Raw genomic sequence first — 11,171 nt, 5'->3', positions numbered from 1 at the left:
TTTTCGTCCTGCAGCGGGCGAAGCGCGAGATAAGATCGAGCAATTTGTTCAGCAGTATAAAAAGTCCAAGAGGCGAAGGGCAGCCTCACCCTCACGATAACAAGGGATGAAATTACTCAACGCCTGCAAGATGCCGGGTTCACAAAGCGAACGCTGACTGACTTTCAATTGCGCGACATTCAACACCTTCTATCGCTGCAGAACGGGGCGAATTTCTCCGTTCCTGGAGCAGGAAAAACCACCGTCTCGTTAGCTCTGCACATACTCGCGCGAAAGCCGGGTCAGCATATTCTGGTGGTGGGGCCGAAAACTGCATTTCCAGCGTGGCGCGAGGTCGTCGAAGAATGCATCGCTGATGATGCCCCGGGCGATAATGCCGAAAAATTCACTGTCCTCTCTGGATCGTCAGAAGCAATCCAGCGCGCACTATCATCAGGCGCGACACGTTTCGTTATCAACTATGACTTAATGATCCAAATTCCTGAGATCATCACCTCATACCTATCGCGTCAGCCTGTGCATCTCCTCTTGGATGAGGCTCACCGCATGAAAGCGGGGTTCCGTTCGCAACGGGGAGCTTTTCTTCTCAATGTTGCGCCCCTGCCTATACGACGGGACATTCTCACTGGCACACCGATGCCGCAGCACCCGTCGGATATTCAATCTCAATTGGATTTCTTGTGGCCGGGAGCGGGGCTCGGTTTCCAAATCGGGCAGGGATTACCCCGCGTCAGGTCCTGGGACAACTTTACGTCAGGACTACCAAACAAGAGTTGGGCCTTCCGAAGCCCAATCGAAGTTTCGTCCATATTCCCATGGCGAAAGGACAGATGGTTCTCTACAGCATCGTCCGAGACGAGGCATTGCGCCAATTCAGCACGCTTCGAACCGAATCCCGCATAGATATTATAGGCGCAAAAAAAATCGGTCATGCGCCTCCTTCAGCTTTCTTCCAATCCGGTACTAGCACTCCGGTCGATTACGGACGATGTGATCAATCTGGATTCTGGAATTGTTGATCAGGTTCTCGCCGAGGCGCGTCTACGAAAATGCGAGCGGTTGCAGACATGGCACGCTCATTGGCGAAGGAAGGTAAGAAGTCGGTTATTTGGACAATCTTCACTGATACAATTCAGCAAATGGAGAACATGTTAGCGGACTTGAATCCGGTTTCGCTATACGGAGCGGTGCCGAGTGGAGAGCCATCCGATCCCGCAACTCGTGAAGGGCGTCTTCACAGATTCCACAGCGATCCCCTATGCCAAGTTATGCTCGCCAACCCCGCCGCCGCTGGCGAGGGAATTAGCCTGCATCGTGTATGCCACGAAGCGATTTATTTGGATCGCAGCTATGTTTCTACGCATTACCTGCAATCGCTTGATCGCATTCACCGCTTAGGCCTGCCAGCTGGAGTGGAAACTAACATCCATATCTTTCAAACGATGACGCCAAAAGGTTTGGGCAGTATCGATCATTCGGTTAGTCGTCGGTTGTCACAGAAGCTTCGAGCCTTGCAGGTTCTTCTCGACGACCCCGATCTTCACCAGATCGCGCTAGATGAGGAAAATGCGGGAGATCCAGTCGACTACGATGTTGACCCGGCTGATATCGTCGATCTCATCGAGCAACTCGAGGGGAACGCCGTGTACAACGACGAAGACGCTGAGTAGGGGCGTTAATGTCGGCGACAAAATACTTCACAATGAGTGCTCTCAACGCCCTTCTTGCGATACGGCGATATCTCATTGCTTACCCGGGGCTCGATGCGCAAACGGTCGCACGTTCAATCCCAACAATAGATGCGGATAATGCCGGGTGTGATTTCGAAACAGGAATTGAGCTTCACGAGAGGATTTCGGTGGATTCCGCATTTGGAGATCCAGCAGAGGGTCTACGTTACGCGATCGCAAACATCGTCAGTTGGCAGCATCCGCTTTGGGTACGGCTTACCCCTTACGGAAGGGAGCGTGTGAAGACCGCGCTCACGCGCGACGAAGAGCAGTGCCTCAGATCAGCAGGGCTTTTCGAAGAGCCCCCCAGCGAAGCGATTGTTTTGTGGTGGGACAATCTTGCACAAACCGCGCGTGCCGCCGCAAACGACAGGCTCCTGGCGCAGGGTCGCGAGGCAGAGCGGCTGTCGCTCGCCTATGAAACGGCTCGCCTCGAAGCTCTCCAGATTCCAAGAAAGCCAAAGTGGGTTGCAATTGAAGATAACGGTGCGGGCTATGATATCCGCTCTTACGACACCGGACCGGTTGAGCCCATTGGCCGCCTTATCGAAGTGAAGTCTTCCACGCAGAACCCCCCTCGCATGGTTCTAACGCGGAATGAGTGGGAAACTGCCGTGAAGTATGGCGACGCATTTGTGTTTCATATCTGGGTCTTGCCAGCCGAGATCCTCCAAGAGCGCACCGTCGCGCAGATAGCGATGCATGTCCCGGCGGATCAAGGTTCTGGGCGCTGGAGCCAAGTGGAAATCAAAATCCATTAGGTGATCTTCGATGAAAACCCGACCTCGCGAATGTTTCATAATCGGCTCCTGAGCCACTCTTTGATGAACGCATCTAGGTTCGGTGCGTATTTCGGCAGGCGCGAAAGGCCTGTTCCGATGCCGTCAGCCGGGACGACCACTGTGCGGCCACGATCCAGGGCCTGCTGCACCAGGAGAAGATCACGCTCCACCAGCATTTTGCAGGCCGCAGTGTCGTCGGAAGAAGGCTGTGGGCTGCATGCTGGGCGCCCACTTGGTGACGACTCCGATCGCATTCGGCTCTCCTCGCATCTCCTTGGCCTGGCCGGCAAAGCCGGTCCGTTGGACGTTGTCACCGAAGACGTACATCTTGTCCCGGTTGTCCAGCAGGTCGTTGCGGGTGATCCAGTTTTGAAAAACAACAGGCATCAATTCACCTCCCAAATTCGTCTTGAAGTTTCTGTCGAGCTTCCTCTCGGAATGCTTCTGCGGCTGCCACAGCCTCCTTGCTGGTGTGGTAGCAATCCTCTTCTTCCTCGGAGAGCTGGCAGATCATCCCACCGATTGACGGAGGTATTTGAGCCTGCCTCCGAAGTTGCGGCTGGCGGAGCGACACTTGCCACTCGCCACGATCCGCAGTCGTGCTTCCCGTGTGTCCGCCATCAGATGGCCTCGTACTGCGAGTGGCCGGCGGACATCCGACATCGCATGGCTGGCGAGATCAGCCATGAACTTGCCGTTTACGGTCTTGATGACATAGGCTAGGCGCCGTCCGAAGTAGACCGCCGCCGATGGTGAGCACATCACGACCGTGGTCTGGGCTGACGTCATTGCCTGCCCGCCGATCCCGCCGAAGCCGAGCGCTGTTGATCCCCATCCTTGCGGAAAGGAGTACACCTCGATGTCGTATGGGGTCGGTCGCCGATCGTGCGACTTCAACGCGGCGCCAGCTCGGCGCCACGTATCCTTGATGTCGGGCAGGTGCTTCTCGCATGCTGCCGCCTCGCAATAGAGGCTATCTGAGATGCAGGCTACCATCAGCCCACCTTGATCTTATCGAGAGTGATTTTCAGGTGCGAGCTGGCGGACAGTTGATGCATGATGCCGCTGGCAACCGATGAAGAAAAACGGTCCATCTCGTCGCGAGAGCGCCAGCCGTTCTTGGACTTGATCTCCACCGTTACCTTGACGTCGGTGAAGGGGTCCTTTGCCTGGATGCGTTTTACCCGCTTCATGATGCGGACACCCAGGAGCGGATGCTGCTGCGGGAATGCACAGCCTCACGGACGCGGCCACCGTTGTTGCCGCTGATGACGATCGGATCTCCCTTGGCAGTGAAACCAGAGACCACACCGACGTGACCGCCGCCACGGCGACCCATGGTCACGATAGCGCCGACCTGCGGGGCGATGTGTTGGCGACGCTCCCAGGAGAGGGCGGTGTCGTCGACGCCGGACGCGCCCGTGATCTTGCGCAAGAAGGCTGAGCACCAGAGCGTCGATCGGACGCCGACCTGACTGGCAGTGGCTCCGATGAACTGACGGGCGCGATCCACGACGCCGCCCGCCGAAACCGCTAAAGAACGATTGCTGCTGCTCAACCTGTACAACACGAGCGTGGTGGTGATGGTGATGCCTGCGATGATGCGGACGCGCATCGGCGGTCGACATGGTGACAGCGAGGATTGCGGCGCCAATCAGCGCCGTGAGGAGTCTGTTCACGATCTTCTCCGTGGTTGGTTTTGGTCAGACCGAGCTGCGTGCTGCGATCCGTTTGCGGTCGGCGTCGACCGCGGCGTAGGTGGGCAGGCGCGTCCACTCGTCGTTCTTCTCGACGGTGAAGGTCTGTCCCACGAGTCGGGAGAACAGGCGCGCGGCCTGCTCGCCCATCTCTGCGACGACCTTGTCGCCAAAGGTCATTCGGAATTTGAGCGTCGGCTGGTGTTCCTCGACCTCGATGCGTACGGCGCTGAAAGAGATCGGTCCTGCGGACATGACGATGATGTTCGTGATCTTCTGGCTCATGCTACCTCCAGCTCCGGCTCTGCTTCAGGGTGGTTGAACTTGGTGATTTCGTTGCCCCAACCGTCCCAGCCGGGACGCGCCTCGCGGCTGAAGATGTCCGCCTTCGGGTATGGTCCAGCCATCTTCGCGGCATCGACGTAGCCTTGCTCTGGCTTGCGTGAGTGCTCGCGACGCGGCTCCAGAATCGCGGAGCGGATGTTGCGGGAGTGGATGCGCGGCGTGCCGACCTTCCCGATGAGGAATGGTTCGTGGCAATTGCGAAGGACGTAGCCGGTGCCGAAGGTCGGCTTGCTATTGTCCTTGACCATCTTCACCCAGACACCCTGGGTGACGTACTTGACGTTCCATTTGTCGAAGCAGGCGCGAGCCGCGTCGTACATCGGAGCGGTGGCATAGAGCCAAACCCACATGCCGTCCGGATGCGCGAGGTCTTCCACCTTCAGATTGAAGATGTCCTCAAGCGACATGGTGTCGTAGTGCTGCTCGGCCGACTTGCCCTTGCCGGCTTCGGAATAGGTCTTGAAGGCCCACGGCGGATCGAGCTTCGCCAGACCATAGTGACGCTGCTTGAGCGGCTGCAGGTTGAAGGCCGGTCGCAGGAAGTCGTTTGCATTCAAGCAAGCGTCCGGACACGACTCTTCCGTTGCCTCCGCATCAAGCGGAGCCTTGGTCGCGAAGCGCGTCATGTCGAAGCCGTGTCGTCTGGCTTCCTCGTAAAATGCCGTCGAGACAAAGATCGGGTCGATCACTTTTCCTCCAACCACTTCGGGTTCCAATTTGCCGCCTCTTGCATTATCTCGACGCTGAGGATGTCTTCCTTGCGTTCAGCCCGGATCGCCTGCACGAGCAGTGCGTCTGGTAGGATGGACATGCAGGGCGACTTCTTGTTCTCACGCTTGCAGCTCGCCTCGGTCAGTTTGGCGCGGACCACGAACATCTCTCGCTCACCGCCGAAGCGTTCGAGCAATCCGTCCTTGCTGAGGCGTCCTTCGCGCTCGCACTGAGCGCACTTCACGCGCACGTAGGGCAGGGGCCATTCTTCCAGGCGCATCAGATCGCCCTATCGATCAGCTTGAACTCGACCCCTGCCTCGGTGAACAGCTGCTTCGACAGCGTCAGCGACTTCTCCCAGCGCTCTATGTCGTAGGTCGGCGAGACCACCTTCTTGATGCCGGCCTGGATGATCAGCTTGGCGCAGTCAGCGCAGGTGAACAGCGTGGTGTAGATCGAGTAGCCACGGACCGGCTCACGAGCCGAGAGGATGGCGTTGGGCTCGGCGTGAACGACCATGGAGTATTTGGTCGGACGGTCATTGAGGCGCTCGTCGCTATCCTTGATCCCTCGCGGGAAGCCGTTGTAGCCCATGGAGGCCACCGTTCGGTCAGGACGAACGATGACGGCGCCGACCTTGGTGCTTGGATCCTTCGAGGCATAGGCAACCGCTTCCGCGAGATCGAGGAAGTAGTTGTCCCACCAGTCCTGGTTCCGACGATCGGTCTTCGGCATGACGATACCGCTAGCCTGGCAGCAGATGTCGCAGAGCGAGTTGGGATCGCGCTGCTGGTGCGAGCATGGGTTCACAGCGGAGCAACAACCTAACATCATGCCAACACCTTCAGGCTCAGGATGCAGTGACCGGGCGACAGCACGGCGCTGGAGAACGCGCACGGCACGGTGCGGTTGGTGATGTAGGTGACCTCGACCTCGATCTCGGCGCCCGTATAGCGCCCGTTGATGTTGTCGAACTCCTGCAAGACTAGGATGTCGCCGATTTGATAGCCGTCGTCTTCGCGGACGTCGTGCAACTTTCGGCCGCCCTTGATCGCCTGGAAGAAGTGGGTCCAGGATTTTTTATACCGCCGCTTCATTGTGTCGCACCCTTTCGCGTCAGGGCGATGGTCTGCGGCTTAGCCTGCGGTTGCAGGCAGTCCACTCTGGGAACGAACCGAGTAGCGAAAACAAGGTCAGTATGGCCGCCGCGTTCGGTCATCGAACGAGGGCGGAAACATGTTGAAATCATGGGCTTATTGCGGGTGTCGATGGGCGGGAACAAACAGGCCTCCGTTTGCATTCAGCATTTGCATTAGAGCAAATATAGCGAGAATGCAAGAAGAGATTTCGGGGTGCGGCGTTCAACCTAAGTTTGTATATTCGGCCTAATTTTAAGTGTAACACCCGCAACTTGTGCCAGAGTCCGTGTTTTTACGGGGGCTGGGTTGCGCTTGCATTATCGTGCAAATGTCATTAGCAGTCGCGGCAACCGATCCCGCCCTGGGCTCAAAAAAGGTTGTCGAGTCAAAAAATGAAAAGCGCATTCCAATACCGTGCCTATAATGTAAGCAACGATGGCGGCTTCTACGTCGCCAAATCCACGGATGGAGAGCCCGGCCAGCTCGTATCCAAGGATCTTTTGCGCGTTTTGAGATCGATCGACGTCCTTTGGGACGCTCTCGAAACCTGCAATATGCCGGGTTGGTGCGCGACCTACCTAGAAGGCGACACCCTTCACTGCGACCTCGATGTCTTTGCCGACTCCTTGTCTCCGAACCTGGAGTCCTTGCGCGCCCACGGCAGCGTCGACCCTTTGGCAAATGTCCGTAAATTTTTCCCGGACAAAGCGAAGCCGCTCCTTCGGATCGTTGCCGCGGCGTGAGCCGACATCTTGGGAGGTGGGGCTATGAATACGCCATTTGAATATCGCGCTTACGTGATCGACCGGGAAGATGGATGGTTCATCGCGAAGCCGCTTGACGGTGAGCCGGGGGAAATCGGCTCCCGGCATTTACTTCGGGTTATGAAGGCAATCGACGCTCTCTGGGCCACTGTCGATAGCGGCAGCTTGCCACAGTGGTTCAACACGGAAGATCTGATCAACCTCGATCAGCCGGTGCGAGATCGTTTGAAGCTTGGTGCGTTCAGGACGCTGCCGGCGAGGATTGCTTCGACGTTCGATACAAATGCGTCAAAGGTCGATCCGACGAAGCTTAGCAAGATCATTCTGACCGTCTTGGCTGTAGTCGGCATTGCAACCCCAGTTGCGATGGGGATGCAACAGCTCGTTGCCGGCTCCGAACCGGCTATCATTTTTACTCTGGCGGTGACGGCGATAGCGCTACAATTCGGGAGGTGGCCGGCAATCGGAGCCAGCCTAGTCGTGATGGTGCTGTATAATTTCTCGTTCCAGGCCCCTGTCATGACACCTTCGCTTCCGACTTTGGAGGAGTGCGCCTACACTCTGATCAACCTCGTGGTGTCGGTGGCACTCCCATGGCTGCTTTCGCCACGATGGCTCACCTCAATCCGAAAAGCGTCGGTGTCAGACCATACTCAAGGCACTGTTTCGACATATCCCTAGTTCCCTTTCCGCCTGGGAATCCGAAGGCCGTATCCGGACGACCGTTGCGTAGCATTTGAGTGTTACGAAATGGACCCGCGGCAGCATCGTAAAGCTTGCCGCGGCTGTTCCTTCTGACCAAGGCGCCATCGCGCTCGATGTTGTCCCAATCAGCCGGATAGGGATCGACCGCCACGTTGCGGCTATCAGCCCATTCTCGAGACAGTCTGTCAGCTCCCGACATCTCCCCCTCTACGATGCAGGTGATCTTCCTGCGCTCATGGGCGGCGTCCAGAACGTCGTACAGCCATCTTCTGTCACTGAAATCCCGGCCACCAAAAACCAGGACGCGATGGTTCGCCATCAGCAGGATGGAGTCGCCGTGGCAGCGATGCGGCGCGCAGAAGCAAACCAGGTCTCGCCCTGTCAGCCCGTTCACGTCCATGTCGGGAAGCTGCTCGCACTCGAACCGATTGCAGGCCTGGTCGCGGTCGCCGTCAGCTCCGATGACGAACCGATTCCCGTACGGAGATCCGCGCCCGATGTAGACGGCGGCGGCCGGCGCATCGCCGTGGTGTTTGTTGTAGACCCGGGGCGCTGGCATCAATGCTTCCGACCGATGATGACCGACTTCTTGAAGTCGAACTTGTCCCACTCACCCAGTTCCTTTTGGCACTTCGGGCAAGAGACCCAATCATCCTTATCCGGCTGCATCTTTGTCCCGCAGTTCCCGCATGTGACCTCGATCGAGCCGCTCCGGATCAGTCCCGCGTATTCCTGCCTGCTGAACTTTGCCTTCCTCTTCGCCATCACTTCCTCTTCATCAATCGCATGCCAGCCGGACCGTAGGTTTTCTCAGCCTCGGCGCACTCCTTGGCCGGGTTGGCCTGAAACTCGTCGGACCGTTTTCCGTACCAGGCATCACCTTGCTCCGTGACGTTGAAGGCCTTCACAATGGCCATGACGCCCGCGGGCATTTTTTCGTCCCACTTTTTCATGTCCACCATGAGGGGGCAGAAGTTAGCGGCGTTCATAACTTCAGTGAAGACCGAATGATTGTAAGCCGCGTCCGTCACCGCTTCAGCCTGAGCTGCGGGGCCAATCCGCACCAGGGCTCGCGCGTCGGTTACCGATAGCGATGTCAACACGATCATGATTGCCAGTTTCATCTTGCGCTGCATATCCCGTCTCCTATTTGCAAAATGCGGCTGCTTCGGTGGGATTGGCCATCAGCGACTCGCGCATCTTCCTCTTGAAGACGTCGTAGTAGGCCTGGATAACCGGAGCTGGGGCTTCCACCGACGCCATCTTCAACTGAAACGGCACTTCATCTTCCATATAGGTGCGACCGCAAAGTTCGTTCAGTAAGGAAAATTGCGCCGCTATGTTAATGCTGGTTGGCGACGTGCTGAGCCCCTTTTTCCAGAGAGCCTCCTTCATTGCCATGGTCACCTTGTCCAGCTCGGGGGTCTTCGAATCGACCGCCAGAGCTATAGACGGAACAGCAGTTATGGCTGCCATGATCATCAGTTTCTTGAAGTTCATTTCATCATCCTATTTTGCAAAAAGGCGGTAGCCTCGCTACTCACCCCTGGTCATTATGTTTTGTCAGCCAGCTCAGCTGCTGACCCATCTTCAGGCCTTCCATTGGAACCTGTACTTCGTCGAAGGTCCGCAGCAGCGGAGAGATCAGGTCGCGCCGGTAATTGAGACCGGCAAAGATGATCGCTCGCTCGCCCGACAGATTCGGTCCAAGCTTGTCGAACTGATCTCTCACCACCACCGCCCAGTAGCCTCGGTCCGCGGCACTAGCCCCGTTGAGGGTCACGTCATACGGATCGATGATGTCCTCCGGGTGGATGCAGCCGTGCGCGGCCGACAAAATGTACCAGCGATGCGCGTTCTTCTCGACATACCGCCGGGCCAATCGGAACCATGGCGACAGGTAGAAGTCTTTTGCCGGCATCGGGCGATTGGCCTTCGTCTTCACGCAGGACACGAACGCAACGTCAGCTTTTCCGCTCATTGTTTCTTTTTCACCATCCTATCGATGACTGCCTGCCGCGCCCGACCGCTGGTGAAGCTTGAGCGGTTCTTTCCCGTCCGCTGTCCCGGAGGGGTGAAATCCCAATCCCACTCGTATGACATGACCGCATGACCGAGGCCGGGCTTCTCCGGATGATCCTTGATCCACGCCATGACCTCGTCGGTGGGAACGACCAAGTTTGACTGTCCCGTTGGGGCGTCGGTGCTCTTGCCGCTCTTCATGTAAAAGCCCTGGCCGGCCCAAGCGTCGCCCTTCTCGACGTAGACCCTGCCGCTCTTCGGAGTTGTATCCGTGACCTTATCGAGCAGGTAACGTAGGACATTCCCCTGCGTGCATCGGATGACCGCAACATCACCGGGCTTGACCTTTCGGTAGTAAGCCTCAAGCTGTTCGGCGGTCTGATCGTTGCATGGCGCTTTCGGCCTCGTCATTGTCATCCTCGTTTCTTATGGTGCCGCGAGTCCTGCCCAGTGAACCTGGTGTGTCTTATCGAAGTTCCATTGGCTGACCGGACCTCGATCGACGTTCTCTCGTTGCCGGTTCTCTCGCATCCAGGCGAACGCTCCAGCTTCCGCCATCCACGTCACCTTCACATGGAAGCCGCTCGCCCGGATTGCGCCAGGCGACTCCAGCATGAACTGCCGGAGCGGGGATAGCCCGCGCCATCCATCGGCGACGACCTGACAGATGTTGTCGAACTCATGGTCCGGCATCATCGATAGGTCGTGCCTATAGTAGAGGTACGACGCCACGACAATTCTTCTCGCGTGCCAATCCAGATCGGCGAGCGACGTGCCACCACTCACCTTGGTGTAGGCGAACAGATCGAGCGTCTCGGTCATCGAAACGCCTTGCAGGCATCGCCGCTGGCGAACGTGCCAGAGGGGCAGGCGGCCCCCTTGATCTTCGGGTAGGCGCGCGGGGTATCGGCGTGGAGCGCCTCGCACTTGTCGCCAGATCCGACGTATCCGGTGGGACAGGCCCCGGTCCGCTGGATGCGATCCCGGCCGTCGCGGGTCGGCCTCGGGTAGGGGGTCTCGGCGAACGCTGCGGCGGTTGTCACAACCAGGATCAAGGCTGCGACAGGCGTGCGCCAACTCTGCGTGGTCATCGTCTTCTCCATGAGGTAGGGTCAATAAATCTGGGGAAGGCGGGTTTGTTCGCGTACCAGTTTCGTACCAGAAACGTCCCGAAAAGGGTGGAACGAGATGCGAACAGCCGACATCAGATGCATTGATATTGCTACAGAAAAATCTGACGTCGTAAACCCGCCGAAAAGGGCGTCTTAAGTGATTT

At 57.6% G+C, this 11,171-nt stretch carries 22 protein-coding genes; 5 read left to right on the top strand and 17 right to left on the bottom strand.

The features are described from left to right. Nucleotides 1-168: 168 nt before the first annotated feature. The 3 genes from BLR13_RS41440 to BLR13_RS39775 all read left to right on the top strand — a co-directional run bounded on the left by BLR13_RS41440 (nucleotide 169) and on the right by BLR13_RS39775 (nucleotide 2,491). Nucleotides 169-903 (top strand): SNF2-related protein, encoded by a 735-nt coding sequence (locus tag BLR13_RS41440; protein ID WP_197679507.1) that lies wholly within the window; start codon nucleotides 169-171, stop codon nucleotides 901-903. A gap of 164 nt (nucleotides 904-1,067) precedes the next feature. Continuing rightward, nucleotides 1,068-1,670: a hypothetical protein gene (locus tag BLR13_RS41435; protein ID WP_091977387.1), complete on the top strand. Its 603-nt coding sequence runs from the start codon at nucleotides 1,068-1,070 to the stop codon at nucleotides 1,668-1,670. Between the two features lie 8 nt (nucleotides 1,671-1,678). Beyond that, on the top strand, nucleotides 1,679-2,491 hold the full coding sequence (locus BLR13_RS39775) for a DUF3883 domain-containing protein (RefSeq protein ID WP_091977044.1): 813 nt from the start codon (nucleotides 1,679-1,681) through the stop codon (nucleotides 2,489-2,491). Between the two features lie 180 nt (nucleotides 2,492-2,671). On the opposite strand, the gene BLR13_RS42150 is transcribed toward BLR13_RS39775, so the two are convergent. The 9 genes from BLR13_RS42150 to BLR13_RS39730 form a co-directional block, all read right to left on the bottom strand. Then, a complete protein-coding gene (locus tag BLR13_RS42150) occupies nucleotides 2,672-2,899 on the bottom strand; it encodes a hypothetical protein (protein ID WP_244525036.1) in 228 nt (75 codons plus the stop codon). A gap of 123 nt (nucleotides 2,900-3,022) precedes the next feature. Continuing rightward, on the bottom strand, nucleotides 3,023-3,508 hold the full coding sequence (locus BLR13_RS39765) for a hypothetical protein (RefSeq protein WP_091977382.1): 486 nt from the start codon (nucleotides 3,506-3,508) through the stop codon (nucleotides 3,023-3,025). Then, nucleotides 3,508-3,705: a hypothetical protein gene (locus BLR13_RS39760; protein ID WP_091977036.1), complete on the bottom strand. Its 198-nt coding sequence runs from the start codon at nucleotides 3,703-3,705 to the stop codon at nucleotides 3,508-3,510. Before BLR13_RS39760 ends, BLR13_RS39765 begins: the two co-directional genes overlap by 1 nt. After that, entirely contained in the window at nucleotides 3,702-4,127 is a 426-nt protein-coding gene (locus BLR13_RS39755) for a CHAP domain-containing protein (RefSeq protein ID WP_244525035.1), read from the bottom strand. The genes BLR13_RS39760 and BLR13_RS39755 overlap by 4 nt, the downstream gene beginning before the upstream one ends. Before the next feature lie 88 nt (nucleotides 4,128-4,215). Next, on the bottom strand, nucleotides 4,216-4,494 hold the full coding sequence (locus BLR13_RS39750; RefSeq protein ID WP_091977031.1) for a hypothetical protein: 279 nt from the start codon (nucleotides 4,492-4,494) through the stop codon (nucleotides 4,216-4,218). Beyond that, nucleotides 4,491-5,243 (bottom strand): MT-A70 family methyltransferase, encoded by a 753-nt coding sequence (locus BLR13_RS39745; protein WP_244525032.1) that lies wholly within the window; start codon nucleotides 5,241-5,243, stop codon nucleotides 4,491-4,493. The genes BLR13_RS39750 and BLR13_RS39745 overlap by 4 nt, the downstream gene beginning before the upstream one ends. Further along, a complete protein-coding gene (locus tag BLR13_RS39740) occupies nucleotides 5,240-5,545 on the bottom strand; it encodes a hypothetical protein (protein WP_091977029.1) in 306 nt (101 codons plus the stop codon). Before BLR13_RS39740 ends, BLR13_RS39745 begins: the two co-directional genes overlap by 4 nt. Further along, entirely contained in the window at nucleotides 5,545-6,000 is a 456-nt protein-coding gene (locus BLR13_RS39735) for a deoxycytidylate deaminase (RefSeq protein ID WP_091977027.1), read from the bottom strand. The genes BLR13_RS39740 and BLR13_RS39735 overlap by 1 nt, the downstream gene beginning before the upstream one ends. Before the next feature lie 95 nt (nucleotides 6,001-6,095). Next, a complete protein-coding gene (locus BLR13_RS39730; RefSeq protein ID WP_091977025.1) occupies nucleotides 6,096-6,362 on the bottom strand; it encodes a DUF3850 domain-containing protein in 267 nt (88 codons plus the stop codon). Between the two features lie 434 nt (nucleotides 6,363-6,796). On the opposite strand from BLR13_RS39730, the gene BLR13_RS39725 reads away from it, so the two are divergent. Beyond that, entirely contained in the window at nucleotides 6,797-7,147 is a 351-nt protein-coding gene (locus BLR13_RS39725; protein WP_091977024.1) for a hypothetical protein, read from the top strand. A gap of 24 nt (nucleotides 7,148-7,171) precedes the next feature. After that, nucleotides 7,172-7,849 (top strand): DUF4118 domain-containing protein, encoded by a 678-nt coding sequence (locus BLR13_RS39720; protein ID WP_091977022.1) that lies wholly within the window; start codon nucleotides 7,172-7,174, stop codon nucleotides 7,847-7,849. Here BLR13_RS39720 and BLR13_RS40970 read toward each other — a convergent pair. Genes BLR13_RS40970 through BLR13_RS39680 form a run of 8 tightly spaced genes read right to left on the bottom strand, consistent with a single transcriptional unit; the run spans nucleotide 7,785 to nucleotide 10,986 of the window. Continuing rightward, nucleotides 7,785-8,432 (bottom strand): SLOG family protein, encoded by a 648-nt coding sequence (locus BLR13_RS40970; protein WP_157793767.1) that lies wholly within the window; start codon nucleotides 8,430-8,432, stop codon nucleotides 7,785-7,787. The two genes, BLR13_RS39720 and BLR13_RS40970, sit on opposite strands and share 65 nt — an antisense overlap. Then, nucleotides 8,432-8,638 carry a hypothetical protein gene (locus BLR13_RS39710; protein ID WP_091977020.1) on the bottom strand — a complete coding sequence of 69 codons (207 nt, stop codon included), beginning with the start codon at nucleotides 8,636-8,638 and terminating at the stop codon, nucleotides 8,432-8,434. The genes BLR13_RS40970 and BLR13_RS39710 overlap by 1 nt, the downstream gene beginning before the upstream one ends. Continuing rightward, complete coding sequence (locus tag BLR13_RS39705) at nucleotides 8,638-9,009, bottom strand: hypothetical protein (protein ID WP_091977017.1); 372 nt, start codon at nucleotides 9,007-9,009, stop codon at nucleotides 8,638-8,640. The genes BLR13_RS39710 and BLR13_RS39705 overlap by 1 nt, the downstream gene beginning before the upstream one ends. Before the next feature lie 10 nt (nucleotides 9,010-9,019). Then, nucleotides 9,020-9,373 carry a hypothetical protein gene (locus BLR13_RS39700; RefSeq protein WP_091977014.1) on the bottom strand — a complete coding sequence of 118 codons (354 nt, stop codon included), beginning with the start codon at nucleotides 9,371-9,373 and terminating at the stop codon, nucleotides 9,020-9,022. Nucleotides 9,374-9,413: 40 nt separating this feature from the next. Beyond that, a complete protein-coding gene (locus BLR13_RS39695; protein ID WP_091977012.1) occupies nucleotides 9,414-9,854 on the bottom strand; it encodes a DUF6884 domain-containing protein in 441 nt (146 codons plus the stop codon). After that, nucleotides 9,851-10,306: a hypothetical protein gene (locus tag BLR13_RS39690; RefSeq protein ID WP_172805585.1), complete on the bottom strand. Its 456-nt coding sequence runs from the start codon at nucleotides 10,304-10,306 to the stop codon at nucleotides 9,851-9,853. Before BLR13_RS39690 ends, BLR13_RS39695 begins: the two co-directional genes overlap by 4 nt. A 15-nt stretch (nucleotides 10,307-10,321) precedes the next feature. Then, nucleotides 10,322-10,717, bottom strand: coding sequence for a DNA ligase LigA-related protein (locus BLR13_RS39685; RefSeq protein ID WP_091977007.1), 396 nt, complete (start codon nucleotides 10,715-10,717; stop codon nucleotides 10,322-10,324). Further along, nucleotides 10,714-10,986: a hypothetical protein gene (locus BLR13_RS39680; RefSeq protein ID WP_157793766.1), complete on the bottom strand. Its 273-nt coding sequence runs from the start codon at nucleotides 10,984-10,986 to the stop codon at nucleotides 10,714-10,716. Before BLR13_RS39680 ends, BLR13_RS39685 begins: the two co-directional genes overlap by 4 nt. Nucleotides 10,987-11,171 lie beyond the last annotated feature (185 nt).

This window comes from Bradyrhizobium ottawaense (assembly GCF_900099825.1).
Taxonomy (GTDB): domain Bacteria; phylum Pseudomonadota; class Alphaproteobacteria; order Rhizobiales; family Xanthobacteraceae; genus Bradyrhizobium; species Bradyrhizobium ottawaense_A.
This window is presented reverse-complemented; position numbering and strand designations above follow the sequence as displayed.